General features: G+C 65.6%; 21 protein-coding genes and 4 tRNA genes. 16 read left to right on the top strand and 9 right to left on the bottom strand.

The window, feature by feature from the left end; translation table 11 throughout:
• Positions 1-28: 28 nt before the first annotated feature.
• Positions 29-1,006 carry an L-histidine N(alpha)-methyltransferase gene (gene egtD / locus A9973_RS23625; protein ID WP_183016094.1) on the bottom strand — a complete coding sequence of 326 codons (978 nt, stop codon included), beginning with the start codon at positions 1,004-1,006 and terminating at the stop codon, positions 29-31.
• A 328-nt stretch (positions 1,007-1,334) separates the two neighbouring features.
• Between egtD and A9973_RS23620 the strand changes: the two genes are divergently transcribed.
• Both A9973_RS23620 and A9973_RS23615 read left to right on the top strand, forming a co-directional pair.
• Positions 1,335-1,667 carry a YqjD family protein gene (locus tag A9973_RS23620; protein ID WP_183016093.1) on the top strand — a complete coding sequence of 111 codons (333 nt, stop codon included), beginning with the start codon at positions 1,335-1,337 and terminating at the stop codon, positions 1,665-1,667.
• 12 nt (positions 1,668-1,679) lie between these two features.
• The gene (locus A9973_RS23615) at positions 1,680-3,176 is read left to right on the top strand and encodes a phosphatidylserine/phosphatidylglycerophosphate/cardiolipin synthase family protein (protein ID WP_370539527.1); all 1,497 of its coding nucleotides are present in this window, start codon (positions 1,680-1,682) and stop codon (positions 3,174-3,176) included.
• 37 nt (positions 3,177-3,213) lie between these two features.
• Here the strand turns inward: A9973_RS23615 and A9973_RS23610 are convergent, their stop codons facing one another.
• The 5 genes from A9973_RS23610 to A9973_RS23590 form a co-directional block, all read right to left on the bottom strand.
• On the bottom strand, positions 3,214-4,854 hold the full coding sequence (locus A9973_RS23610) for an FMN-binding glutamate synthase family protein (RefSeq protein WP_183016092.1): 1,641 nt from the start codon (positions 4,852-4,854) through the stop codon (positions 3,214-3,216).
• A gap of 114 nt (positions 4,855-4,968) precedes the next feature.
• Entirely contained in the window at positions 4,969-6,192 is a 1,224-nt protein-coding gene (locus tag A9973_RS23605; RefSeq protein WP_183016091.1) for a YeeE/YedE family protein, read from the bottom strand.
• 153 nt (positions 6,193-6,345) lie between these two features.
• Entirely contained in the window at positions 6,346-7,626 is a 1,281-nt protein-coding gene (locus A9973_RS23600) for an arsenic transporter (RefSeq protein WP_183016090.1), read from the bottom strand.
• Between the two features lie 8 nt (positions 7,627-7,634).
• The gene (locus tag A9973_RS23595) at positions 7,635-8,579 is read right to left on the bottom strand and encodes an AEC family transporter (RefSeq protein ID WP_183016089.1); all 945 of its coding nucleotides are present in this window, start codon (positions 8,577-8,579) and stop codon (positions 7,635-7,637) included.
• Positions 8,580-8,618: 39 nt separating this feature from the next.
• Complete coding sequence (locus tag A9973_RS23590; RefSeq protein WP_183016088.1) at positions 8,619-9,515, bottom strand: DMT family transporter; 897 nt, start codon at positions 9,513-9,515, stop codon at positions 8,619-8,621.
• Between the two features lie 118 nt (positions 9,516-9,633).
• Here A9973_RS23590 and A9973_RS23585 point away from each other — a divergent pair, with 118 nt between their 5' ends.
• Positions 9,634-10,077 (top strand): GNAT family N-acetyltransferase, encoded by a 444-nt coding sequence (locus A9973_RS23585; RefSeq protein WP_183016087.1) that lies wholly within the window; start codon positions 9,634-9,636, stop codon positions 10,075-10,077.
• Between the two features lie 110 nt (positions 10,078-10,187).
• Here A9973_RS23585 and A9973_RS23580 read toward each other — a convergent pair.
• Positions 10,188-10,272, bottom strand: a tRNA-Leu gene (locus A9973_RS23580).
• Between the two features lie 164 nt (positions 10,273-10,436).
• Here A9973_RS23580 and A9973_RS23575 point away from each other — a divergent pair.
• Positions 10,437-11,048: a tRNA-uridine aminocarboxypropyltransferase gene (locus A9973_RS23575; protein WP_183016086.1), complete on the top strand. Its 612-nt coding sequence runs from the start codon at positions 10,437-10,439 to the stop codon at positions 11,046-11,048.
• Between the two features lie 120 nt (positions 11,049-11,168).
• Here the strand turns inward: A9973_RS23575 and A9973_RS23570 are convergent.
• Positions 11,169-11,253, bottom strand: a tRNA-Leu gene (locus A9973_RS23570).
• 114 nt (positions 11,254-11,367) lie between these two features.
• Positions 11,368-11,452: transfer RNA gene (locus A9973_RS23565), tRNA-Leu, on the bottom strand.
• 222 nt (positions 11,453-11,674) lie between these two features.
• Between A9973_RS23565 and rnr the strand changes: the two genes are divergently transcribed.
• The 12 genes from rnr to A9973_RS23505 all read left to right on the top strand — a co-directional run bounded on the left by rnr (position 11,675) and on the right by A9973_RS23505 (position 24,416).
• Entirely contained in the window at positions 11,675-14,143 is a 2,469-nt protein-coding gene (rnr, locus tag A9973_RS23560) for a ribonuclease R (RefSeq protein WP_183016085.1), read from the top strand.
• A 156-nt stretch (positions 14,144-14,299) separates the two neighbouring features.
• Entirely contained in the window at positions 14,300-15,037 is a 738-nt protein-coding gene (gene rlmB / locus A9973_RS23555) for a 23S rRNA (guanosine(2251)-2'-O)-methyltransferase RlmB (RefSeq protein ID WP_183016084.1), read from the top strand.
• A 51-nt stretch (positions 15,038-15,088) separates the two neighbouring features.
• Positions 15,089-16,333 carry a cystathionine gamma-synthase family protein gene (locus tag A9973_RS23550; protein WP_183016083.1) on the top strand — a complete coding sequence of 415 codons (1,245 nt, stop codon included), beginning with the start codon at positions 15,089-15,091 and terminating at the stop codon, positions 16,331-16,333.
• Between the two features lie 58 nt (positions 16,334-16,391).
• On the top strand, positions 16,392-17,072 hold the full coding sequence (locus tag A9973_RS23545; RefSeq protein ID WP_183016082.1) for a Fe2+-dependent dioxygenase: 681 nt from the start codon (positions 16,392-16,394) through the stop codon (positions 17,070-17,072).
• Positions 17,073-17,431: 359 nt separating this feature from the next.
• Positions 17,432-17,704 (top strand): HU family DNA-binding protein, encoded by a 273-nt coding sequence (locus A9973_RS23540; RefSeq protein ID WP_003812968.1) that lies wholly within the window; start codon positions 17,432-17,434, stop codon positions 17,702-17,704.
• Between the two features lie 167 nt (positions 17,705-17,871).
• Positions 17,872-17,947, top strand: a tRNA-Val gene (locus A9973_RS23535).
• A 348-nt stretch (positions 17,948-18,295) separates the two neighbouring features.
• A complete protein-coding gene (locus A9973_RS23530) occupies positions 18,296-19,099 on the top strand; it encodes an energy transducer TonB (protein ID WP_183016081.1) in 804 nt (267 codons plus the stop codon).
• A gap of 1 nt (position 19,100) precedes the next feature.
• Positions 19,101-20,069, top strand: a complete 969-nt coding sequence (locus tag A9973_RS23525; RefSeq protein ID WP_183016080.1) for a MotA/TolQ/ExbB proton channel family protein — start codon at positions 19,101-19,103, stop codon at positions 20,067-20,069.
• Positions 20,069-20,572, top strand: a complete 504-nt coding sequence (locus A9973_RS23520) for a biopolymer transporter ExbD (RefSeq protein ID WP_183016079.1) — start codon at positions 20,069-20,071, stop codon at positions 20,570-20,572. Before A9973_RS23525 ends, A9973_RS23520 begins: the two co-directional genes overlap by 1 nt.
• Before the next feature lie 65 nt (positions 20,573-20,637).
• Positions 20,638-21,309, top strand: coding sequence for a response regulator transcription factor (locus tag A9973_RS23515; protein WP_006218435.1), 672 nt, complete (start codon positions 20,638-20,640; stop codon positions 21,307-21,309).
• A gap of 66 nt (positions 21,310-21,375) precedes the next feature.
• The gene (locus A9973_RS23510; RefSeq protein WP_255469272.1) at positions 21,376-22,491 is read left to right on the top strand and encodes a HAMP domain-containing sensor histidine kinase; all 1,116 of its coding nucleotides are present in this window, start codon (positions 21,376-21,378) and stop codon (positions 22,489-22,491) included.
• Complete coding sequence (locus A9973_RS23505) at positions 22,488-24,416, top strand: potassium transporter Kup (protein ID WP_183016078.1); 1,929 nt, start codon at positions 22,488-22,490, stop codon at positions 24,414-24,416. Before A9973_RS23510 ends, A9973_RS23505 begins: the two co-directional genes overlap by 4 nt.
• Positions 24,417-24,924: the final 508 nt, after the last annotated feature.

The raw sequence follows: 24,924 nt of genomic DNA, 5'->3' as shown, positions 1-24,924 counted from the left end.
CTCCAGTGGCGTTGATGGGGCGTCCGCGTCAGGCGCGGGCGCTGAAAACCGAAAACCAGCCGCGCGAATCCGACCAGTGCGCCACGTCCCGATACCCGGCGCTTTGCAGCAGGTCGGCAAAGGCTGGCGGGGTGAATTTGTAGGAATTTTCGGTATGGATGCGTTCGCCAGCGCTGAAGCCGCGTTCACCGCCTGGCCAGGCCACGCGTACCGCGCGTTTCGCTTCCAGGTGCATTTCGATGCGTGAGCTGGCGGCGTTGAACAGCGCGATGTGGCGCCAGTCGTCCACGTTGAAGTCGGTGCCCAGCACCTGGTTCACGTGGCGCAGCAGGTTCAGGTTGAAGGCGGCGGTCAGGTGCAGCGCGTCGTCGTAAGCGGGCTCCAGGACCTGCCTGGGCTTGACGCGGTCCACGCCTACCAGCAGGCCGCCGCCCTGGCATTGGGCCCGGATCCGTTGCAGCATGGCATGCGCGTCGTCGGGGCTGAGGTTGCCAATGCTGGAACCTGGATAGAAGAACAGCCGCTGTTCGGCGGGGATGCCGGGCGGCAAGGCCAGCGCTTGAGAGAAGTCCTGGCCGATCGCAGTCACGCGCAGGTCGGGATACGACAGCTGCAGGCGCCGCACGGCGGCTTGCAGATAATCGGCGGAGATATCGATCGGGACATAATGCCGCGGGCGCAAGCTGGCGAAGAGCCGTTCGGCCTTGACGCAGTCGCCCGCGCCCAGATCGATCAAGGACTGCACCGGCCCGATATGCCGCGCGATGTCTTGTCCGTGGCGCTGGAAGATCTCGGCTTCGCAGCGCGTGGGGTAGTACTCGGGCAGTTGGGTGATGGCGGTGAAAAGCGATGAGCCCAGCGCGTCGTACAGGAACTTGGGGTCGATGTGCGCCGGATGGTCCAGCAGGCCGTCGCGCAGTTCGGCCTGTTCGGCGCTGAGTGCCGGGGAGGGGCGCGCCTGATACTCCTGCGCGGTGTGGGCAAGCACTGCTGAAGGGGAAACCATGCGTTCACTTCCTTTTTTTAGGCGGTTGAATCGCATTGCAAAGGGCTATTGTTGCGGTCATGGGGGTTCCGCTGTCAAGCGCTAAGCCGCTGAATGCAATGGACTTTTACGAAATCGGAGCGGCTGGTCGGGGAATGGGGCGGCGGTTCCAGGCATTCGTCCAGCAAGTTTCGCTCCGCTGAAATATCGGATTACGGCTGGTTGCGAAAGCTCGGGCGGCGCCCGCGAATGCCCGGCACAATGGGGTCATGGTCGACCGCTTGTCGCTGCGGGCACGCAAGCGCCCCGGCACGCCGGAAGGCCCAATACCTTCACAAAAGGAGCGACTATGAATCGTAAGCACCAACGCGCGGAGATGGCTTTGCATCGCGACCGGGTCAACGACAGCTTCCATGAGCTGCTCGCCGGCACGGAAGACCTCTTGCGTTCGACGGCTTCCTATACCGGCTCCGAAATCGAATCGGCCCGCGCCCGCCTGAAGCAGCAGGTGGCGCAAGCCCGCGATCATGCGGGCGATTGGGAAGGCGCCGCGCGCGAACGCGCCCGCCGCGCCACGGCTTATGCCGACGAGTACGTGCACGAAAATGCCTGGAAGTCCGTTGGCGTGGCCGCATTGGTCGGCGCGCTGCTGGGCTGCCTGGTGGCGGGCGGCAGGCGTTAAGCCGCCTTCGCCATGAGGCCGCCCGCGCTGCCTCCGCCGCCAGCCCTGGCTGGATGCGGATCGCGATCGGGCGCGGCTTCATGGCTGCCCGCTGCCCGCCGCTGGGCGCAGGCGCTGCTGCTGGCCTGTGCCGCCGTTATTCTTGCGGCCTGCGCCAGCGTGCCGGATGCGCAAGACCGCGAGGCGCGCAAGGAGCAAGCGGGCTTGTCCGCCGATGCGGCCCGCGATAGCTACCGTCGCGGGCAGGACATCGCGGCGGATCCGAAGACTCCCAAAGACGATTTCCTGGCACGCCATCTGGCTGTCGAACAGGCCGTCAGCGGCACGCCGCTGACGGCGGGCAACCGTGTCCGCCTGCTTGCCGACGGCCCCAGCACCTATCAGGCCATGTTGCAGTCCATCGGGCAGGCCCGCCGCTACGTGCACATGGAAACCTATATCTTCGACGATGACGCTGAGGGCGCGCGGTTTGCCGAAGCCCTGATCGCGGCGCGCAACCGCGGGGTCGACGTGGCATTGATGGTGGATGCGGTAGGCACGATCAAGACGCCTGACGCACTGTTCCAGCGTCTGCGTGACGCGGGCGTGCAGGTAGCGGTGTTCAATCCCGTCAATCCCGCCGGCGCGCGGGCCGGGTGGTCTCCGAACCAGCGCAACCATCGCAAGGTGCTGGTGGTGGATGGCAAGGTGGGCTATCTGGGCGGCATCAATGTCAGCAGCGTGTACGAGTCGTCGCCGGGGGCCGGCTCGGGATCGGGCCCAGGATCAGGCTCGAGCCAGGCAGCAGGAAAAGACGCGGCGAAAACCGACGCGAAAGCGGCGCCTTGGCGCGATACGCACTTGCGCATCGAAGGCCCTGCAGTCGCGCAGCTGGAGCAGGTCATCCAGGCTGGCTGGGCATTGCAGTCCGATGAGCCGCTGGCCGGAGGCGGGGAGCGTGTCGCGCCGCCGGCCGGCGACACCCGCGTGCGCATCCTGGCCAACCAGCCCGACCGCAGTGACGGCTATACGGTTTACTTGACGCTGATGTCCGCTTTTGAAAGCGCGCAGAAGTCCATCCACATCACGATGGCGTATTTCGTGCCCGACCCGGCGTTCATCGACGTGCTGTCCGATGCCGCCCGCCGCGGCGTGGATGTGGTGCTGGTGCTGCCGGGTTTCAGCGATTCGTCGCTGGTGTTCAATGCGGGGCGATCGCACTACACCGATTTGCTGCGCGCCGGCGTGAAGCTCTACGAACGGCGCGACGCGCTGCTGCACGCCAAGACGGCTGTCGTCGACGGCGTGTGGTCCACGGTGGGGTCCAGCAACATGGACTGGCGCAGTTTCGCGCTGAACTACGAAATCAACGCGGTAGTGCTGGGGCCGGGATTCGCCGGCGAAATGGAGGCTTTGTTCCAGCGCGATGTGGCCGACTCGGTGCAGATCACGCCGGACGCGTGGCGCGACCGCGGCGCCGATGACCGTTTCATGGAGTTCTTCTCGCGGATGTTCGAACGCTGGCTGTAGCGTCCGGACATCCGCGCCGGCCCGGCTTCGGCTGGGCCTAGACGTGTTGCTCGGCCAGCGCCGTGGTGATGTCGCGAGTGGGTTGGAACGACTGCGCCTGCGCCATGGCCCAGCCCACGCGGAACACCTGGTGGCGGAATTCGCCGCGCAGCAGTTCGCCTGGCGCCAGTTCGGGGAACAGCGCCGACAGCAGCCGGATTTCACTGGAAGAGATGCGGCGCGCGATATGGTGCGGGCGCAGCTGGTTGGGATGCGTCAGGCCAGCCGCGGCCAGCAGTTCGGCCAGCGCGTGCAGCGTGTTGCTGTGGAAGTAGGTCACGCGCTGCGCCTTGTCCGGCACGACCAGCGCGCGTTGGCGCATGGGGTCCTGCGTGGTGACGCCCGTGGGGCATTTGCCCGTATGGCAGGCTTGCGCCTGGATGCAGCCGATGGCGAACATGAAGCCGCGCGCGGCGTTGCACCAGTCAGCGCCCATGGCCATCACGCGCGCCATGTCGAAGGCCGTGATGATCTTGCCCGACGCGCCCAGCTTGATGCGGTCGCGCAGGTTCACGCCGATCAGCGTGTTGTGCACCAGGCGCAGCGCTTCGCGCAACGGCGTGCCGACATGGTCGACGAACTCCACCGGCGCGGCGCCGGTGCCGCCTTCGGCGCCGTCCACGACGATGAAGTCCGGCGTGATGCCGGTCTCCAGCATGGCCTTGACGATGGCGAACCATTCCCACGGATGGCCCACGCAGAACTTGAAGCCCACCGGCTTGCCGCCGGACAGTTCACGCAGGCGCGCCACGAACTTCATCAGTCCGATGGGCGTGTCGAACGCCGAGTGGCTGGCCGGTGAATTGCAGTCCTGCCAGGCGGCCACGCCGCGCGCTTCCGCGATCTCGGGCGTGACCTTGCCCGCCGGCAGGATGCCGCCATGCCCCGGCTTGGCGCCTTGGGACAGCTTGATCTCGATCATCTTCACCTGCGGCGTACAGGCGTTCTTGACGAAGGCTTCTTCCGAAAACGCGCCATGCTCGTCGCGGCATCCGAAGTAGCCCGAACCGATGTTCCACACCAGGCTGCCGCCGGGCTGGCGGTGATAGCGGCTGATGCCGCCTTCGCCGGTGTCGTGCGCGAAATCGCCCTGGCGTGCGCCTTCGTTCAAAGCCATGATGGCGTTGGCCGACAGGGCGCCGAAGCTCATGGCCGACACGTTGAACGCCGACATGGAATACGGCTGCTTGCAGTCGGGGCCGCCCACGGTGACGCGGAAATTCGTGTCGTTGATGTGCGAGGGCGACATGGAATGGTTGATCCATTCATAGCGGTCGCCGTAGACGTCTTCCTGCGTGCCGAAAGGGCGCTTGTCGATCTCGCGCTTGGCGCGCTGGTACACGATGGAGCGTTGCGCGCGCGAGAACGGCGCGGCCTGGGTATCGTCTTCCAGGAAGTACTGGCGGATCTCGGGGCGGATGAATTCGAACAGGAAGCGCAGGTTGCCCAGAACGGGGTAGTTGCGCCGGATGGCATGGCGCGTCTGGATCAGGTCATAGACGCCCAAGGCGCCCAGCATCGCAAGCGGGACGGCGGCCCAAAGCCACCAGAGCGAACTCGTGAACGCCAGCACGGCGGTGACCGCCGCACCCGCCAGGGTCAATATAAAAGCCGTGTAGCGGCCGACAATCCAGCTCATAGTCCTCTCCGTGTTGCGGAATGGAGCAACCATACACCAGCTGAACCGTCGAAAAAAAAGAAAGCCCCCTAAACAGGGGGCTGTTCCTGGAACACTGTTTTCCGGCAGCGGGCCTCAGCAGCTGGAGGGCGGCGGAGTCTTTTCGACCGCCAGCCCGAAGGCGGGGCGCAGGCGCACGCCCAGCGCGCTGCCGGCGAACGCGGCCGGCAGCCACACCCACGCGTGCAGGCTGCCCGACAGGATACCGCTGAAGTAGGCGCCGATGTTGCAGCCGAAGGCCAGGCGGGCGCCATAGCCCAGCAGCAGGCCGCCGATGACGGCTCCTGCCAGCGAACGCGCCGGCACCTTCCAGATGGGGGCGAATTTGCCGGCGGCGCTGGCGGCGGCCAGCGCGCCCAGCATCAGGCCGATGTCCATGACGGTCGTGACGTCCTGGCGCAAGGGCGCGGCCAATGCCGGCTGCTTGCTCCAGTAAGCCCAGGTCGCCACGTCGCCGGCAACCGCGTTCCAGGCCTTGGCGCCCCACAGCGCGAAGGCCGAGGTGATGCCCCAGGGGCGGCCGGCCAGCGCCAGCGTCGCGAAATTCAGCACCACCAGCGCCACGCCGCCCCAGATGAGGGGCCACGGGCCTTGCAGCAGCGAGACTGGCCGCGCGGTGCGCGACGCGAACGAGATCACGTGGCCATGGCGGCGCTTTTCAAGCGCGGTGGCGCCCCAGGCGATCAGCGCGAACACCGCCAGGTTGGCGATGAGCGCAGGCGCCAGGCCCCAGGTTTTGATCAGCGATGTCGGTGCCAGCGCGGGCAGGGCGGACCACCAGCCGAAATTGGCGGTGGCGACCACGGAGCCGACGATGAAGAACAGCAGGGTGACCAGCATGCGCGTATTGCCGCCGCCCACCGCGAACAGCGTGCCCGATGCGCAGCCGCCGCCCAATTGCATGCCGATGCCGAACAGGAATGCGCCCAGCACGACCGACACGCCCGGCGGGGACACCAGTCCCGCGACGGGTTGGCCGAAGAGCGAACCCGAGGCCAGGAAGGGGAAGAACAGCAGCACGCCGACGCCCAGCATGAACATCTGCGCGCGCAAGCCGGCGCCACGGCGGTCGGACACGAACACGCGCCACGCCTGCGTGAAGCCGAACGAGGCGTGATAGAGCGTCACGCCCAGCAGCGCGCCGACGACCCACAGCGCGCCCTGGCGCCAGCTGACGGTCTGGTTCAAGTACAGCGCGCCGGCCAGCACCAGCAACAGCGCGATCCAGAGTGGTGCGCGGTTGATGCGGATGGGCGGCAGGGCCGAGGGTAGGGGCAAAGTAGAGGCGTTGGAGCTCATGGGGCGTCCCGGTGGGATCTGAATCGTCAATGCAAACGGGCGCGTAAGGGGCGCCCGTCGGAATGTTGGAAGTGTAAGGCGGGCCTTAACGCCCTCAAACCATCAAATAATCAGTCAATAATAACTAAAAGTTATATGGGGGTGCCGTGGCGCCTATTGCAGTCGCCAGACCAGGGCGGCCAGGGTCAGCAGCAGCACCGGCAGCGTCAGGACGATACCTACTTTGAAGTAGTATCCCCACGTGATGCGCAAGCCTTTTCGCGCCAGCACATGCAGCCAGAGCAGCGTGGCCAGGCTGCCGATCGGGGTGATCTTGGGGCCGAGGTCGCTGCCGATGATGTTGGCGTAGATCATCGCGTCCTTCACCGGACCCGTGACGCTGGTGTCCGCGATCGACAGCGCGCCGATCAGCACGGTCGGTAGGTTGTTCATGATGGACGACAGGAACGCCGTGATCAGGCCGGTGCCCATCGCGGCGCCCCACAGGCCGTATTCGGCGCAGCGGTCCAGCACTTGAGCCAGGTGCGCGGTCAGGCCGGCGTTGCGCAAGCCGTACACGACCAGGTACATGCCCAGCGAGAAGATCACGATGTGCCAGGGCGCCTCGCGCATGATCTTGCGCGTGCCCACGACGTGCTGCCGCCCGGCGATCAGCAGCAGGCCCAGCGCGCCGGCCGCGGCAATCGCGCTGACGGGGATGCCCATGGGTTCCAGCACGAAGAAGCCCGTGAGCAGCAGCGCCAGCACGATCCAGCCAGCGCGGAACGTGATCGGGTCGCGGATGGCCGAGGCGGGCGCCGGCAGCTGGCTCACGTCGTAGCGCGGCGGGATGCTCTTGTGGAAGAACAGCAGCAGCACGGCCAGCGTGGACGCGACCGCCATCAGGTTGACCGGCAGCATCACGGACGCGTATTCGCCGAAGCCGATGCCGAAGAAATCCGCCGACACGATGTTCACGAGGTTCGACACAATCAGCGCGATGCTGCCCGTGTCGGCAATGAACCCGGCGGCCATCACGAAGGCCAGCGAGGCGCCCGGCCCGAAGCCCAAGGCCAGCAGCATCTCCATGACGATGGGCGTCAGGATCAACGCCGCGCCGTCGTTGGCGAACAGCGCCGACACGGCGGCGCCCAGCAGCACGATCAGCACGAACAACAGTCGCCCGCGCCCGCCGCCCCAGCGGGCGACGTGCAGCGCCGACCATTCGAAGAAGCCCGCTTCGTCCAGGATCAGGCTGGTGACGATGATGGCGATGAAGGTGGCGGTGGCGTTCCAGACGATGCGCCACACGTCCGCGATGTCGGCCACGTGGACCACGCCCGTCGCCAGGGCAAGGCCGGCGCCGATCACGGCGCTCCAGCCGATCGACAGCCCTTTGGGCTGCCAGATCACCAGCGTGATGGTCAGGACGAAGATGGCGGCGGCAAGTAGCATGGGGGCGGTCAGGGCAAGGGGTGGGCGTTGATCCAGGCGACCAGCAGGCTGACGGTCAGCACCGACGCCACGGTCGATACGAGGATGGCGCGCGACGTCACCCGGGCGTCGCGGCCATACATCTTGGCCAGCATGAAGGGGCCGGTGCCGATCGGCAGCGCGCTCATCAGCACGGCGGTCCAGGCCCACAGGGGGGGCATGGAGAAAACGGCGAAGGCCAGTACGGCAGTCACGGCCGGCTGCAGCAGCAGCTTGCCTGTCACCAGGCGCAGCACGCCGGGGCCTGCCGTGGACGTTTCCGTCTGCGCCAGGAACAAGCCGATCGTGACCAGCGCGCAGGGGCTGGCCGATGCGCCCAGCAGCGACACGTAGCGGTCCACGCCTTCCGGCAGCGCCACGCCGGTGGATGCCCACGCCAGGCCCAGCACCGGGGCGGCCAGCAAGGGGTTGCGCATCAGCGCGCGGCCGACCTTGAGCAGGGTGGCCGCGATGTTGGGCGTCTGCTGGCGGTCGAATTCGATCATCGCGATGGCGAAGCCGAACAGGACGCTGGCGGTCAGAAGCGTGGTGAAGGCGGCCGGCGCCAGGCTTTCAGCGCCGAACAGCGCCAGGCAGAGCGGGATGCCCATGTACCCGGCGTTGGCGTAGGACGCGGCCAGGCCTTCGATGCTGCGGTCGGTCAACGCGCGCCGGCCGCCCCGTCCCGGCAGGAAAGACACGAGGAACGTGACGGCGATGCCGCCCGCGAACGCGCCGACGAAGCCCCAGTGCGCCATATGCGCCAGGTCCACCTGCGTCATCGCCCGGAACAGCAAGGCGGGCAGGGAAAGGTAGACCACGTAGCGGTTCAGCGCATCGGTGGCGCCGGGCCCCAGCAGCTTGAGGCGGGCGGCCAGCCAGCCAGTCAGGATCAGCGCAAAGACCGGCAAGGCGGCGGTGACGACGGCATTCATGGGTGAAGGTGCGGGCAGGCCAGAGGCGCGGGAAGGCGCCTATTCTACTTGCGGCGCCCGCGCGCTGCGGGTGACCAGCAGGATCCCGACCGCCGCCAGCGCCATGCCCGGCCACGCCAGCATCGGGACGGGCTCGCCCAGCGCCAGCAGGGCAAGGACAGCGGTGCAGGGCGGCACCAGGAAGAACAGCGCCGACACGCGCGAGGCTTCGCCGTGTCGGATCATGGTCAGCAGCAGCGTGATGGCGATCAGCGAATTGCCCACGACCAGATAGGCCAGCGACGCCAGTAGCGGGCCGGTCCATTCGATGCGCATGGGTTCCAGCCAGACGGCCAGCGGCGCCGACACGGCCAGCCCGACCGCGTACTGCACCAGGTTGGAGGTGACCGGGTGCGTCTGCGCGCCATAGCGCTTTTCGTACAGGGTGCCGCCCGTGATGCACAGCAGCGCGCCCACGGCGAACAGCAACCCCAGCGGCGCCAGCACGTCGATGGACGCTTTGGCGACGATGACGAGCGCGGCGCCCGCCACCCCCAGCCCCAGCCCGGCCCAGCGCCGGGCATCGACGCGTTCGTGCGCGATCAACGGGGCCAGCAGCCCGATCAGGATCGGCTGCAGCGAGGCGATCAGCGCCATGCCGCCCGCCGACATGCCCAGCTTCAAAGAGAGATAGGTGAAGCAGAAGTAGCCGGCCTGCAACAGCAGGCCGACCATCGCCAGATGGCCCCATGCGCTGGCGCCGTGCGGCAGGGGCGGGCGCAGGATCAGTATGAAGGGCAGCAGGATGAGGACGACGCAGGCGTAGCGCACGGCCAGGAACGTCATGGGGTCGGCGTAGGCCAGCCCGATCTTGAGCACGACGAATCCGCTGGACCACAGCAGCAGGAAAAGCGCGGGTGCGGCTTTCAGCCAAGCCGGTGGGGCGAGGGGCGTCATGTCGTGCCTGGGCAACGTGGGCAAGCCGCGATCGTACCCCTTTTCGTCCGATTGCCATCCCTGAGAGAATGCGGCGTAGGATATTTATTATTGATGCGCTGCACGCGAGGGAACGGAGATGTCGACCAACAAGCAATCAACGGTGCGTATCGCATTGGGTACGTGGGACCGGCTGCGCGAAGATGCCTACTCGGTTCGCTACGAGGTATTCGTCGTCGAGCAGCGGGTGCCGCCCGAGATCGAGCTGGACGACGACGACGCCGTGTCGGTGCATGCCGTGGCGTACGGACCGGACGGCACGCCGATGGGCACGGGCCGCCTGCTGCCCGACGGCCACATCGGCCGCATGGCCGTGCACAAGAAGGCGCGCGGCATGGGTGTGGGCGGCCAGTTGCTGGATGCACTGATCGGGCAAGGCCACGGCGACGGCCACCGCATGCTGGTGCTGCATGCGCAGACCCATGCGGCCGGATTCTACGAGGCGCACGGCTTTACCGTGGAAGGCGAGGAATTCGTCGAAGCCGGGATGCCGCACGTCGTGATGACGCGCGTGCTGAGATAGGGCAGCGAGGGCCCCGGTGATGCCGGGGCCGGAAAAGAAAAAACCCCGGTCGTTTTCACGAACGGGGTTCTTCTTGGCGCATCACGACAGGTACCTCGTGATGTAATAATTGGTGCCCAGGAGAGGACTCGAACCTCCACACCTTGCGGCACACGGACCTGAACCGTGCGCGTCTACCAATTCCGCCACCTGGGCGCTGATGCTTCACTTGTTGCGTCGCTTTCGCTTCGTTTCTTGTTCAGCAGCAGAGAAACGAGATTATGCATACTTTTTTTATGGCGTGCAAGTGACGACGGCGGCTGTTTTTCATTTTTTCCCGCATTTTTTCGAGCGGGCCAGTTTCGATATAGTGTCGCCCCATGTCCCGATCCCTTTGCACGCGTTGCCTGCGTCCTGAATCGCACTGCCTGTGCGCGCTTATTCCTTCCTTGTCATGCCGCACCCGCGTCGTGGTCCTGCAGCATCCCAGCGAATCGCGCCATGCGCTGAACACGGCCAGGCTGGCTGTATTAGGGCTGGCCGGCGCACGGCGCGTGGTGGGTGAATATTTTTCAATCGCCGATTGGGCCGAGCCGGGCTACGCGCCGCGCCTGTTGTTTCCCGGCCCCGCGGCCGACATCCTGAATCCGGGGTATGGCCAGGATCTGGGTCAACCGATCCAATTGATCGTGCCGGACGGAACCTGGGGGCATGCGCGCAAGCTGCTGCATATCAATCCCGAGCTTGCGGCGCTGCCTCGCGTGATGCTGCCGGCGGGGCTGTCGACGCGCTACCGTGTGCGGCATGCCGACATCCCGGGCGCGTTGTCCACGATCGAAGCCGTGACGCATGCATTGAACGCGCTTGAGGCGCCGATGCGTGCCGATGCGTTGCTGCGGCCTTTCGAGGCCTTGATCGACGGTCAGATCGAAGGCATGGGCGAAGATTTATACGCTCGCCATCATTTGCAGCGAAAAGTGCCGTGGCGTTGAGTGTTAATGCCAAAAAACCACAAACGCCACAAAGCAAAAGCCCCGAACATCTTTCGATTTTCGGGGCTTTCAGCCTTGCTATCCAAACCCAACTGAATGCGGGTCAGACTTATATGCGGGTGGTGCCCAGGAGAGGACTCGAACCTCCACACCTTGCGGCACACGGACCTGAACCGTGCGCGTCTACCAATTCCGCCACCTGGGCACTGGGAAGCGCTTGCGCGCTTCACTTCTGCTTCACTTCTTCTACTGACTGTACTGCTTTGTTTACCGCTTTACCTGTCAGGCCAGCCCGAAAGCTGATCCGATCTAAATTCCGTGGTGCCCAGGAGAGGACTCGAACCTCCACACCTTGCGGCACACGGACCTGAACCGTGCGCGTCTACCAATTCCGCCACCTGGGCACTGAAAGATACTGTCAGAACTATGTGATACGCTGCCGCTCTAGTTGCTTTGTTTTTATTAAGGGCTGTACGTTGTTTCCAGCGTACTGACTTAACTAAAACATGCGTCCCGAGCGCAGTTGGTTTTACAATGGGTCTTTCGACCCCTCTGACCATTTCTGCTTCAGTGTTCAGCCTTGGGCGAACCACAGAAGCTGCGCATTATATACGGAAATTTCAGCTTTGGCAAAACGATCGAATAACGAATCGAAAAACAATAGATCAACACCCTTGCCCGAAGCGCCGCCGGACTTCGATCCCGATGTCCCGTCCCGTGAAGCCATTTTGACCGCGCTCCGAGCCGCGGGTTCGCCGTTGTCTCCGGTGGAATTGGCCGAACGCATGGGCGTCGAGCGTGCCGCGACGATGGTCGGGTTCGAGCGCCGGTTGGGCGCCATGGAACGCGACGGGCAGTTGATGCCCAACCGCAAGGGCGTGTTGCTGCTGGCCACCAAATTGGACTTCGTCGCCGGCAAGGTGCTGGGGCACCGCGACGGCTTCGGCTTCCTGCTGCGTGACGACGGCGGCCCGGACCTGTTCCTGTCGCCGCGCGAAATGCTCAAGGTGCTGCATGGCGACCGCGTGCTGGTCAAGCCGGCGGGCGAATACCGCGGCAAGCCGGAAGGCACCATCGTCGAAGTCATCGAACGCCGCACCAACAAGCTGGTGGGCCGTTTCCTGCACGAGCACGGCTTGTCCATCGTCGTACCCGAAGATCAGCGCATCAAGCACGACATCCTGATTCCGCCCAGCGACACCAACGGCGCCCAGCACGGGCAGGTGGTCGCGGTCGAGATCATGGAGCAGCCCACCCGCCATACGCAGCCGCTGGGCCGCGTGGCCGAGGTGCTGGGCGAAATCGACGACCCCGGCATGGAAATCGAGATCGCGGTGCGCAAGTTCGACGTGCCCGTCGAATTCTCGGAAGCCGCCCGCAAGCAGGCCGCGCGCCTGCCGGACGTGGTGCGCAAGAGCGACCTGAAAGACCGTGTGGACTTGCGCGATGTGCCGTTGATCACGATCGACGGCGAAGACGCGCGCGACTTCGATGACGCCGTCTATTGCGAACCCGTCGAGCTGGGTTCGGGCCAGCGCAAGCGCCCGGGCTGGCGCCTGCTGGTGGCGATTGCCGACGTCAGCCACTACGTGCGTCCGGGCGACGCGCTGGATGACGATGCGATCGAACGCGGCACTAGCGTGTACTTCCCGCGCCGCGTCATTCCGATGCTCCCCGAGACGCTCTCCAACGGCTTGTGTTCGCTGAACCCCGACGTAGACCGCCTGGTGCTGGTCTGCGACATGGTGATTCCCGCTACCGGCGCCAAGGCCGGCACGGTCACGGCCTACCAGTTCTACAACGCGGTGATGCACTCGCATGCCCGCACTACCTATACGAATATCTGGGCGGCATTGCAGCAGCCCGGCGGCCCGGCCGCCGCGGCGATGCGCGCCGTCATGCCGCAGGTTCAGCATCTTTACGAGCTGTTCCAGCTGCTGGTGCAGGGCCGCAAGAAGCGCGGCGCCATCGATTTCGACACGGTCGAAACCAAGATCGTCTGCAACGAGCTGGGCCGCATCGAACAGATCGTGCCGTCGGTGCGCAACGACGCCCACAAGCTGATCGAAGAATGCATGCTGGCCGCCAACACGTGCGCGGCCGACTTCATGACGCGCAGCAAGCATCCTGGCCTGTACCGCATCCACGAAGGCCCCACGCCGGAACGCCTGCAATCGCTGCGCGAATTCCTGCGCACGATGGGGCTGTCGATGGGCGGCGGCGAAACGCCCACCGCCAAGGACTACGGCGATTTCCTGGACACCGTGCGTGGCCGTCCCGACTACCAGCTGCTGCAGACCATGTGCCTGCGGTCCATGCAGCAGGCCGTCTACAGCCCGGACAACATGGGCCATTTCGGCTTGTCGTACCCGGGCTACAGCCATTTCACGTCGCCCATCCGCCGCTATCCCGACCTGCTGACGCACCGGGTGATCAAGGCCTTGCTGGCCGGGCAGCGTTATGTGCCCAGCCTGGACGATCACCAGGCGGTGGTCATCGGCCGCACGCAGAAAGAGCACGAGCACGCCATCTGGGAAAAGATGGGCCTGGTGCTGTCGGCCAGCGAGCGCCGCGCCGACGAAGCCTCGCGCGATGTGGAGGCCTGGCTCAAGTGCTGGTTCGTCAAGGAGCGCGTGGGCGAGGACTTCAGCGGCACCGTCACCGGCGTGGCCAGCTTCGGCATCTTCGTCACGCTGGATACGCTGCACGTCGAAGGGCTGGTGCACGTCTCCGAACTGGGCGGCGAGTACTTCCAGTTCAACGACGCCCTGCACGAATTGCGCGGCGAGCGCACGGGCATGCGCTACCGTCTGACCGACAAGGTGCAGGTGCAGGTGGCGCGTGTCGACCTCGAAGCGCGCCGCATCGAATTCCGCCTGGTGCAGGGCACGAGTTTCGACGCGTTGCGCAAGGCAGCGGCCCGCGGGCCGGAAGAGCCGATGCGCCGCGTGAAGAAGGCGGCGGCGCCCAAGCCCGCCGCGCTGAAGGGACAGACCGCCAAGGAGCGGCGCGCCGACGCCAAGAAGGCGGGCAAGCCGCCCAGGGCGGCCAAGCACGCCGCGCCCGCCAAGAAGGCGACGCACAAGCGGCATTGACCCCGGCGATGTAAAACCCCTTCATGGCCGGCCCGCCTCCGGGCGGCGTGGCCATGCGGCCTGGCCATAAGGGGTAACATTGCGCTGATGGCCGGCTTGGTCCGGTGGCCCGCCCCCTTTGGGGCGGGTATTCGTTTATCTAAAGGTATTGCATTTATGGCGTCGACCCAAGTTCTGGCCGGGTTTCACGCGGTTGTCGCGCGGCTGCGCCACGCGCCCGAGTCGATCAAGGAAATTTATGTAGAGGCGTCGCGCCGCGACAAGCGGATGCAGACGCTCATCGAGCAGGCCGAGAAGGCGGGTTGCCGCCTGCATCCGGTGCCGATGGAGCGTCTGGATGGCCTGTCGCGCGGCACCCGCCATCAAGGCGTGGTGGCGCTGGCCGACGAACGCCAATTGGCGGTGGATGTGGACGAGGTGCTCGACGTGATCGAGGGCCCGCCGCTGCTGCTGATCCTGGACGGCGTGACCGATCCCCACAACCTGGGCGCCTGCCTGCGCACCGCGGACGCCGCCGGCGTGCATGCGGTGATCGCGCCGCGCGATCGTGCCGTGGGCTTGAACGCCACGGTGCAGCGCGTGGCCTGCGGCGCGGCCGATACCGTGCCGTACGTGATGGTCACCAATCTGGCGCGCACGATGCGCAGCCTGAAGGACCGCGGCGTGTGGCTGATCGGCACCGACGACCAGGCGACCGGCAGCATGCACCAGATTGATGCGCGCCAGCCGATGGCGTGGGTCATGGGCGCGGAAGGCGAGGGCATGCGCCGCCTGACCCGCGAGACCTGCGACCAGCTGGTCAATATCCCGATGCTGGGTTCGGTGGAAAGCCTGAACGTCAGCGTGGCCAGCGCCGTCTGCCTGTACGAGACCGTGCGCCAGCGCCAATCCTGATCCGTCCCGATCCGACCTATCCGTAGCTCTTCTTTTACGCGTCAGCCCATCATGCACCAGAACGGCTTTACCACCACGATCCTCCATTCCGACCGCCAACAATCCGTCGAGCACGGAGCGGTGCACAAGCCGATGCATCCGTCGTCGGAATTCGCCTACGACGACGCCCGAGAGCTGGCGGCGGTGTTCCAGGGCAAGGCGGGCTTCACGTATGCGCGCCAGGGCACCCCCACGACCACGGCGTTGGAAGCGAAGATCAACCATATGGAAGGCGGCAAGGGCACCGTCAGCTTCGCCACGGGGATGGCGGCGTTGTCGGCCATCTTCACGACGCTGCTGCGCCGGGGAGACCATCTGGTGTCCAGCCAGTTCGTGTTCGGAAATACCAACAGCCTGCTGGGCACGCTGCTGGAGCTGGGCGTGGAGATCACCTTCGTGGACGCGACGGATTCGGCCGAGGTGCGCGCCGCTATCCAGCCCAATACGCGCATGGTCTTCACCGAGACGATCGCCAACCCGGGCACGCAGGTTGCCGACCTGGCCGTCATCGGCGAGATCTGCCGCGAGAAGAACCTGGTCTACGTCGTGGACAACACGCTGACCTCGCCGTGGATGTTCCGTCCCTCGACGGTGGGCGCGTCGCTGGTCATGAATTCCCTGTCGAAGTACATCGGCGGCCACGGCAACGCGCTGGGCGGTGCCGTGACGGATACGGGCCTGTATGACTGGTCCGGCTACGCCAACATCTACGAGGCCTACCGCAAGGGGCCGTCGACCGGGTGGGGCCTGACGCAGGTCAAGAAGAAGGGCTTGCGCGACATGGGCGGCACGCTGGCCGCCGAGCCCGCGCACCGGATCGCCGTGGGCGCCGAGACGCTGGCCCTGCGCATGGCCAAGCACTGCGCCAACGCCCTGGCGCTGGCGCGCTTCCTGGAAGCGCATCCTGGCGTCGCGAAGGTGCACTATCCGGGCCTGGCCGGCCATCCGCAGCATGCGCGGTCGGCGGCGCTGTTCGGCGGGCGCTTCGGCGGCCTGCTGGGCGTCGAGCTGGCCGACGGCGTGGACTGCTTCGATTTCCTGAACCGCCTTCGCATCGTGCTGATGGCCACGCACCTGGGCGACACGCGCAGCCTGGCGCTGCCTGCCGCGCAAACCATCTATTACGAAATGGGTGCCGAGCGCCGCAAGCAGATGGGCATTGCAGACAGCCTCATCCGGGTGTCGGTGGGCATCGAAGACGAGGCCGATCTGCTGTTTGATTTCGATCAGGCACTAATGGGCTGCCTGAAGGGATAATGCGGCAAGCGCGCGCCGGGCGCGAAGTCGCGCCGGCTTTGCCGTCCGGAAAGGTCACATGCTTATACAAATCGCAGAAGTTTTCACGCCAGACGAGGCCGCGGACATCCGGCGCAGGCTGGACGCCGCCGACTGGGTGGACGGCAAGGTCACCGCCGGCTACCAGTCGGCCGAAGTCAAGCGCAACCGCCAATTGCCCGAGCAGCATCCGCTGGCCGAAGAACTCGGCAATCTGATCCTGCAGCGCCTGGCCGCGAACAACCTGTTCATGTCGGCCGCATTGCCCCGCAAGATCTTTCCGCCGCTCTTCAACCGCTACGAAGGCGGCGAAGCCTTCGGCTATCACGTGGACAACGCGGTGCGCGGCGTCCCCGGCACCGCCGAGCGCGTGCGCACAGACCTGTCCGCCACGCTGTTCTTCTCCGAGCCCGACTCCTACGACGGCGGCGAGCTCGTCATCGACGACACCTACGGGCCGCGGGCGGTGAAGCTGCCGGCGGGGCACATGGTGCTGTACCCCGGCACGAGCCTGCACAAGGTGAACCCCGTCACGCGCGGGGCACGCGTAAGTTCGTTCTTCTGGATGCAGAGCCTGGTGCGCGAAGATAGTCAGCGCGCCTTGTTGCTGGACATGGACGTAGCCATACAGCGTCTGAATCAGGACGCCGCGGGGCATCCTTCCATCGTGCAGTTGACGGGCATTTATCACAATTTGCTGCGTCGTTGGGTCGATGTTTGATAGAGGCTTGAAGTGATGTCGGGACGGTGTCGCGCAAACACCGAAATGCGCGTTTTTGTATATTGCGAAATCAGCTAAAAGCTAGTATTGGCGCGGGTTGTGGTGAGGTTTTCGCTTGACAGCCGCGCCACGCCAAGGCCTAATACATGTCTGCGTCGCTGACGGTTTGAAGGCATTAAAGCCATCAAATCCTAAGCGGCGCAGCAGTTTAAAAGTTGTGCTTTGCAGCGCAAGAAAAAAGTTTATCCACTGTCTGTTCGTCGTTTGTCGGGCCATGCGTTGGTTAGTGGCGTCCCATCATGACAGCCATGAACCGCACGGCCTCGCCGGACTCAATACCTTGTGAGGGGTACACCTGAATGAACAAAACCGAACTCATCGATCACATCGCCAGCAAGGCCGATATCTCCAAGGCTGCCGCCGGTCGTTCGCTCGACGCCTTGATCGGTGCCGTCAAGACCACCCTGAAGAAGGGCGGTACGGTCACGCTGGTTGGCTTTGGCACGTTTGCCGTGTCGGCTCGCGCTGCTCGCACCGGCCGCAATCCGCGCACCGGCGAAACCATCAAGATCAAGAAGGCCAAGGTGCCGAAGTTCCGTCCGGGCAAGGCCCTGAAGGACGCCGTCAACTAAGGACGGCATGGCGGTCGCCGGGCATTGGCCCCACGCGATTTGCCGACAACTACGCGGTCCGGTATACTCCGGCCCGCGTATTGCTTTTGAGTACCCCGAGTTAGCAGTTGCTTCGCAGGAATCGTCGCATTGACGGCCACCGCGTGCAGCCGCAAGCAGTCAGGATCGGGTGCTTAGCTCAGTTGGTAGAGCGGCGCCCTTACAAGGCGTAGGTCACAGGTTCGACCCCTGTAGCACCCACCAGAAGCCCACGCAGGCGGTTCGGCTCCTTCAAGGATCCGAAGCGCGCCGCACAGAAAACCCGCACACGTCGCCGTGGCGGGTTTTTTGTTTTCCGGCGCCGCTGGCGCGCTACAGGCGCCTCGTGCGCGCGGCCTGGGCGGCCCCAGGGGACGGACTTTTTCGTAAACGTTTTATGCAGCCGGATTGGATGTGCATCAAGGGTGCTACGCTAGCCCAGACGAAATAGGACGTGCGAATCATTCGCATTTGAGATATTATGTTCGGCTTGTACCGGTCAGCCGGCGTCACCATTTCGTGTGCGTCATTTCCCTGGCTGGCCGGATAAGTCAATGCACCCCTGGCTGATTCATGCCTAGTTTTCAACGCGGTTGGAATTCTTCTTCGCCGTCTTCATTTGGTATACGTGCAGGCGCTGGCCTGGCGGTTGTCGCCCTTCATGCGGCAGTAATCGGCGCCATTTTCATGGCCCCTGCGAATCTCCCTGAGCTGGAGGAGCCCGAGGCCGTCATGGTCAGCCTGGTGGATGCGCCCATCCCGCAGATCGCAAAGGCCGAGCCCACGCCGGAAGTGCCGCAGCCGGTGGTCGAGCCGCCGCCCGAGCCGCAGCCCGAGATCGAGCCGGAACCCGAGCCCGAACCCGAATTGAAGCCCGAGCCGGAGCCGGAACCCGAACCGGTGGTCGAGAAGCCGCCGATGCCGGCGCCCAAGCCCAAGCCCAAACCGAAGCCCAAACCCAAGCCCCAGCCCAAGCAGGAAGTCAAGCCCGAGCCCAAGCCGGAAACGCCGCCGCCGCAGACGCCGCCCGCCGGCGCGACGGATGGCGCGCAGGCCTCGCAGAGCCCGCAGCAAGGGCCGCCGCCGGACCAGCCGATCCTGGTGTCGAGCATTGAGTTCCAGGGCGCGCGCCCCATGCCCGTCTATCCGCAGACCTCGCGTCGCATGCGGGAAGAGGGACGGGTGCTGGTGCTGGTGGAAATCAATACGCAGGGTCTGGTGGACCGCGCTTCGATCGACACGTCCTCGGGTTTCCCGAGACTGGACGAATCGGCGCTGACCGCCGCCCGCAAGGCCAAGTTCAAGCCCTATACCCGTAACGGCGTGGCCTATCCCGCCAAAGCCAAAATTCCGTTCGATTTCGTAATGAGGAACTGAGATGTCCAACGCACTGCATAGCGCCACCCTGGTGGCGCAGGCGACCACCAGCCCGGCAGCGCCGGCTGCTGCCGGCGCCGCTGCGCCCGCCGCCGCCGCGGCTGCGCCTGCGGCCCAACAAGCCGCGACCGCCGCTGGCGGCGTCGTCCAGCAATCGGCGGACGCGCTGCACAGCGCCGCCGCCGCGCTGCCGTCGCTGCCGCCGGCTCCGGCCGCCGTGCCCGACATGGGCTTCCTGCACTTTGTCGCCCAAAGCGACTTCGTGGGCAAGAGCCTGTTCATCATTCTGATCCTGATGTCGCTGGTGACCTGGTACCTGATCCTGGTCAAGGCCGCCAGCAACGTCAGCATGCGCAAGCGCTCGTCTGACTTCCTGAACAAGTTCTGGAACGCCAGCTCGCTGGAGCAGGTCGAACACGAGATCAGCACGCACGGCGCGCGCGATCCGTTCTCGCACCTGGCCAGCCACGCCATGCACGCCCAGGCGCACCACAACAAGTTCGGCGCGACCAAGCTGGAAGAGTCGGGCACCAATTCCGATTTCGTCACGCGCACCATGCGCAAGGTCATCGACGAAGAAACCGCCAAGCTGGAAAACGGCCTGACGGTGCTGGCCTCGGTGGGTTCGACGGCCCCGTTCGTCGGCCTGTTCGGCACGGTGTGGGGCGTGTACCACGCGCTGGTGGGCATCGGCCTGTCGGATGGCGTGACCATCAACCGCATCGCCGGTCCGGTGGGCGAAGCCCTGATCATGACGGGCCTGGGCCTGGCGGTGGCCATTCCCGCGGTGCTGGCGTACAACACGTTCGTGCGCAACAACCGCGTGTTCCTGTCACGCCTGGATGCGTTTGCGCATGACCTGTTCGCGTTCCTGACCACCGGCCAGCAAGTGTCGCTGTCCGACGGCAAGGTGCGCGCCCTGCGCCGCCAGAACGGCAATGGCGCTGCGGCTCAACGCGGGAGCGAATAATGGCCTTTGGCAGCTTCGAGGGTAAAGGATCCGGGAGCCATACGGTTTCCGAGATCAACATGGTGCCCCTGATCGACGTCATGCTGGTGCTGCTGGTGATCTTCATCATCACGGCGCCGCTGCTGGCGCACTCGATCAAGATCAACATGCCCCAGGTGGCCGCCGAGCAGATCGAGGAAGAACCCAAGACCGTGGACCTGGCGATCGATGCCAGCGGCGCGCTGTTCTGGGACGAAAAGCCGGTCAATATCGATGACCTGCCCAATCGCTTCAAATCGATCGCCGGCACCAAGCCGCAACCGGAAATCCGCATCCGCGCCGACCAGAACACCCGCTACGAAACGCTGGCCAAGGTCATGGCCTCGGCTCGCCGCAGCGGAATGTCGCGCATCGGCTTCGTCACGACACCGCCTTCGGGCGGGGCTGCCGCCACCGAAGCGCCCGCGGGCACCGCCCCGGGCGGCGCCACCCCGGCTCCGGCCGGGGCACCGTCCGGCCGGTGAACGGATCCTGAGAGAAGGGGCGCATTTCGCGCCCCTTTTTTTTCGGATCGCGCTAGAATCGCGGCATGCGAGTACTGGTAATCGAAGACGACACCACCCTGGGCCACGCGCTCCAGGAATTCCTGGCCGACCAGGGTTATGCGGTCGACTGGCTGACTGAAGGCGACCGTGTCCTGGGCGCTTTGGCTGGCCAGCCGTATGACCTGATGCTGCTCGACCTCAATCTGCCCGGCATGAGCGGGCTTGATGTGCTGCGGCAACTGCGCCAGGACGGCAATCAGGTTCCCGTGCTGATCCTCACCGCCCGGGACGGTATCGAAGACCGCGTCGCGGGACTGGATGCCGGAGCCGACGATTACGTCACCAAACCTTTCGAACTGCCCGAGCTGGCGGCGCGTGTACGCGCCTTCGGCCGGCGCCGTGCCGGTCAGGCGCAGCCGCTGATCGAAGTCGGCCCGCTGGTGTTCGATACGGTCGGTCGCGAAGTCCGGGCCAATGGCCAGCGCCTGTCGCTGTCCGTGCGCGAGCTCTCCGTGCTGGAGATGCTGATGGCCCGCGTGGGCCGGGTCGTGACCAAGCGCCAGATCGTCAACTCGCTGTCCGCCTGGGACGCCGACTTCAGCGAAAACGCCGTCGAAGTGTATGTGTACCGCCTGCGCAAGCGCCTGGAAGGCACGGGCGCCAGCATTCAGACGGTGCGCGGCTTCGGCTACATGCTGGATGTGGAAACGGCCTGACGGGCCGGACGCGGCCGGCATGCTCCGGCTGCGCGCTTCCATCCGCTCAAGCGAGGGTATCGCGTCATGACGCAGGAACGCACTCCTTCCGCTCTTCCGAAAGCACGCCCCTTGCTCCCTTCCCGTTCTCTGGCGCGGCATCTGGTGATCCGCCTGATGCCGCCGATCCTGCTGCTGGTCCTGCTGGACCTGGCCGCCACGTGGGTCATCACCCACAAGATCGACATGTCGCTGTGGATGCTGGAGGATTTCTTCTGGCTGATGGTGGTGGGGCAGGTGGCGTTGATCGCCCTGTTCACCTGGGTGGTCGTGCAGGGCGTGCGCTCCGGGCTGCGGTCCGTGAACCATCTGTCCGAAGAGATCCGCCAGCGTTCCATCGACGACATGCAGCCGCTGGAAGTGGCGGGCGTGCCGGTGGAGATCGAACCGCTGGTGACCCACACCAATGACCTGCTGCTGCGCCTGGACGCCTCGCTGGCAGCGCAGCGCCGCTTCATCGGCCATGCCGCGCACCAGCTGCGCACGCCGCTGTCGGGCCTGAGGCTGGAATCTGAACTGATGTTGGCCCGGCCCCTGCCCGACGACGTGCGGGCCCGCGCCGAGCGCATCAAGGCCGTCAGCGACCGCATGATCCGGCTGGGCCAGCAGTTGCTGGTGCTGGCGCGCGCCGACCCCAATGCCCGTCCCCAGGACAGCTTTGTGCGCATCGACCTGTGCGAATGGGTCCGGGTGCACGGCGCCGAGTGGTTTCCGAGGGTGCGCGACGCCCGCTATGAGCTGGATCTGGTGGCGCCCGACGCGCCCATCTGGATCGACGCCGACCCCTTGCTGCTGGCCGAACTGCTGGGCAACCTGATCGACAACGCCTTGCGCTACGGCAACGAGACCGGACGCATCACGCTGATCGTGGGGGCCAACCCGCCGTCGCTGACGGTCGAGGACGACGGGCCCGGGATTCCCCCCGATGAGCGCGACCGCGTGTTCGAGGCCTTCTACCGGTCGCCCACCGCCACGGCGGGCGGCTCCGGCCTGGGCCTGGCGATCGTGCGCGAAATCGCGCACGCGCACGGCGCCTGGTGGAAGTTGACCAGCCGCCCCGATTTTTCCGGCACACGGCTGTCCGTCGTGTTCCCCGGCCCCCGCAAAGGGGCTCAACTAACTCGTCAAGAACCCACATCATGAGCCAAGCCACGGCTGGTGTTCCTTCATCGCCCGGTGCGCATGCGGGCGGCGCGCACGCGCCCTCGTCGCGCGCGGCGCTCATCATGGGCGCGCTGGGCGTGGTGTACGGCGACATCGGCACCAGCCCGTTGTACACCCTGCGCGCCTGCCTGACCGGCCTGAGCGTGCACACCGACCTCGAACCCGCGCATTTGCTGGGCGTGCTGTCCATCCTGTTCTGGATGTTGATGGTGGTGGTGTCGCTGAAGTACGTGACGCTGGTGCTGCGCGCGGACAACCGCGGCGAGGGCGGCACGCTGGCGCTGCTGGAGCTGGCAGTGCGCAACCGTGAAGGCAAGATGCGCTGGGTGCTGATCGTGCTGGGGATATTCGGCGCGGCACTGTTCTACGGCGACAGCATGATCACGCCGGCCATTTCGGTGTTGTCCGCGCTGGAAGGCATCGGGATCGTGTCGCACACGCTGGATAGATGGGTGGTGCCGATTGCGCTGGTGGTGCTGGTGGCGCTGTTCGCGATCCAGTCGCACGGCACGGGCGTGATGGGCAAGCTGTTCGGCCCGGTGATGCTGGTGTGGTTCAGCACGCTGGCCGCATTGGGCGCCTGGCAGATCTGGCAGGCGCCGGAAGTACTGGCCGCTTTGAATCCGATGTGGGGGCTGCGCTTCATCGTCGAGTTCCCGCTGATCAGTTTCGTGCTGCTGGGCGCGGTGGTGCTGGCGTTGACCGGCGCCGAGGCGCTGTACGCCGATATGGGCCACTTTGGCCGGCCGGCGATCCGCAGCGCCTGGTTCAGCATGGTGCTGCCGGCGCTGACGCTGTGCTATTTCGGCCAGGGCGCGCTGCTGTTGCGCGATCCCTCGGCGATCCGCAACCCGTTCTTCCTGATGGCGCCGGAGTGGGGTCTGGCCCCGTTGGTGGCGCTGGCCACCATCGCGACGATCGTGGCGTCGCAGGCGGTGATCTCCGGCGCCTATTCCGTGACGCGCCAGGCGGTGCAGCTGGGGTTCTGGCCGCGCATGCAGATCCTGCATACGTCGGCGGTCGAGAAGGGCCAGATCTACCTGCCGCAAGTCAATGCGCTGCTGTTGTGCGCCGTGCTGGTGCTGGTGCTGCTGTTCCGCAATTCGGACAATCTGGCCGCGGCCTACGGGTTCGCGGTGACGGGCACGATGCTGACGACGTCGGTGCTGGCGTTTGCGGTGCTGCCGCGCGGCACCACCGGCATCAAGCGCATGCTGTGGTTTACGGTGCTGGGGCTGTTGCTGTTGTTCGACGTGCTGCTGTTTTCAGCCAACGTGTTCAAGATCCACGAGGGCGGCTGGTTGCCGTTGCTGGTGGCGATCGTGGTGTTCACGCTGATGATGACGTGGCGCCGCGGGCGGCATCTGCTGTCGGACATGCAGCACCGCGACCGGCAGCCGCTCAAGGAATTCATGGAGCAGCTGGAGGCGTATCCGCCGTCCCGGGTGCCGGGCACGGCGATCTTCATGACGATGAATTCGAGCAATGTGCCGCCGGCGCTGCTGCATAACCTGAAGCACAACAAGGTGCTGCACGACCACGTGCTGTTCCTGACGATCCTGGTGGCGGATGTGCCTTTCATCTCGCCGGAAGAGCGTTTCGTGGTGAACAAGTTGAGCGCGTCCAGCTGGACGGCGACGATCAACTACGGCTTCAAGGAAGATCCCGACGTGCCGGACGCGTTGCGGCTGGTGGCCGAGGCGTATCCGGAATTGGATCTGGAGCCGATGCGGACGTCTTATTTCCTGTCGCGCCAGACGGTGGTGGCCGCGAGGAAGCCGGCGTTGTGGCGGTGGAGGCGGGCGGTGTTTTCGTTCATGGCCCGGAACTCGACGCGGAGCACGAAGTTTTTCAAGATTCCGGCGAATCGGGTGGTGGAGATGGGGATGCAGGTGGAGTTGTAGGGCGCTCTGATTTTTGTTGGTTCGCGGTTGATTGGTCCTTTAGACGCCCTGCGCGTCGGGGGCCTGGGGCGCGCGGGGCAACAATTGCGGTCCGGAGCCTTCGCTCCGGACTTCCCCTTCGTCATCTTCGTTGTTGCCTTCGGCAACTGCCTTCAGATTCCCTCGGGCTTATCGACGCCCCGCGCACCCCAGGCCCCCGCCGCGCAGGGCTCCAGTAGTTGAAACCTGACGGACGCTGGGGCGAGTGGCTTGCTTAGGGTTCGCGCCTACGGTGGCGGGTGATGGAAGAGCTTGCGGGGCCCGCGCCAGGCCGGCCGCGCGGGCGGCCTTTTGGCGCTTACGCGGCGTCTTGCGTCGAGGTGGGGGCGCTTCGCGAATGCGCGAAGGGGCGTTGGGGCGTGGGTCGAAGGATGGGTGGAGCGCGGGGAAATCTCTGCAATTGATCTGGTGCCCAACGCGCGCAACCCATCAAGCTGCCGTCACCACACGACGGTCCCCAACGAATCAT

Source organism: Achromobacter sp. UMC46 (assembly GCF_014170335.1).
Classification (GTDB): Bacteria; Pseudomonadota; Gammaproteobacteria; order Burkholderiales; family Burkholderiaceae_B; genus Achromobacter.
The sequence above is the reverse complement of the archived record's forward strand: the minus strand, read 5'-3'. Positions and strand labels throughout refer to the sequence as shown.

What these genes read in the sequence shown, in the direction of transcription:
- egtD (WP_183016094.1), bottom strand. Translation starts at nt 1,006, where the DNA reads ATGGTTTCCCCTTCAGCAGTGCTTGCCCACACCGCGCAGGAGTATCAG.
- A9973_RS23620 (WP_183016093.1), top strand. Translation starts at nt 1,335, where the DNA reads ATGAATCGTAAGCACCAACGCGCGGAGATGGCTTTGCATCGCGACCGG.
- A9973_RS23615 (WP_370539527.1), top strand. Translation starts at nt 1,680, where the DNA reads ATGAGGCCGCCCGCGCTGCCTCCGCCGCCAGCCCTGGCTGGATGCGGA.
- A9973_RS23610 (WP_183016092.1), bottom strand. Translation starts at nt 4,854, where the DNA reads ATGAGCTGGATTGTCGGCCGCTACACGGCTTTTATATTGACCCTGGCG.
- A9973_RS23605 (WP_183016091.1), bottom strand. Translation starts at nt 6,192, where the DNA reads ATGAGCTCCAACGCCTCTACTTTGCCCCTACCCTCGGCCCTGCCGCCC.
- A9973_RS23600 (WP_183016090.1), bottom strand. Translation starts at nt 7,626, where the DNA reads ATGCTACTTGCCGCCGCCATCTTCGTCCTGACCATCACGCTGGTGATC.
- A9973_RS23595 (WP_183016089.1), bottom strand. Translation starts at nt 8,579, where the DNA reads ATGAATGCCGTCGTCACCGCCGCCTTGCCGGTCTTTGCGCTGATCCTG.
- A9973_RS23590 (WP_183016088.1), bottom strand. Translation starts at nt 9,515, where the DNA reads ATGACGCCCCTCGCCCCACCGGCTTGGCTGAAAGCCGCACCCGCGCTT.
- A9973_RS23585 (WP_183016087.1), top strand. Translation starts at nt 9,634, where the DNA reads ATGTCGACCAACAAGCAATCAACGGTGCGTATCGCATTGGGTACGTGG.
- A9973_RS23575 (WP_183016086.1), top strand. Translation starts at nt 10,437, where the DNA reads ATGTCCCGATCCCTTTGCACGCGTTGCCTGCGTCCTGAATCGCACTGC.
- rlmB (WP_183016084.1), top strand. Translation starts at nt 14,300, where the DNA reads ATGGCGTCGACCCAAGTTCTGGCCGGGTTTCACGCGGTTGTCGCGCGG.
- A9973_RS23550 (WP_183016083.1), top strand. Translation starts at nt 15,089, where the DNA reads ATGCACCAGAACGGCTTTACCACCACGATCCTCCATTCCGACCGCCAA.
- A9973_RS23545 (WP_183016082.1), top strand. Translation starts at nt 16,392, where the DNA reads ATGCTTATACAAATCGCAGAAGTTTTCACGCCAGACGAGGCCGCGGAC.
- A9973_RS23540 (WP_003812968.1), top strand. Translation starts at nt 17,432, where the DNA reads ATGAACAAAACCGAACTCATCGATCACATCGCCAGCAAGGCCGATATC.
- A9973_RS23530 (WP_183016081.1), top strand. Translation starts at nt 18,296, where the DNA reads ATGCCTAGTTTTCAACGCGGTTGGAATTCTTCTTCGCCGTCTTCATTT.
- A9973_RS23525 (WP_183016080.1), top strand. Translation starts at nt 19,101, where the DNA reads ATGTCCAACGCACTGCATAGCGCCACCCTGGTGGCGCAGGCGACCACC.
- A9973_RS23520 (WP_183016079.1), top strand. Translation starts at nt 20,069, where the DNA reads ATGGCCTTTGGCAGCTTCGAGGGTAAAGGATCCGGGAGCCATACGGTT.
- A9973_RS23515 (WP_006218435.1), top strand. Translation starts at nt 20,638, where the DNA reads ATGCGAGTACTGGTAATCGAAGACGACACCACCCTGGGCCACGCGCTC.
- A9973_RS23510 (WP_255469272.1), top strand. Translation starts at nt 21,376, where the DNA reads ATGACGCAGGAACGCACTCCTTCCGCTCTTCCGAAAGCACGCCCCTTG.
- A9973_RS23505 (WP_183016078.1), top strand. Translation starts at nt 22,488, where the DNA reads ATGAGCCAAGCCACGGCTGGTGTTCCTTCATCGCCCGGTGCGCATGCG.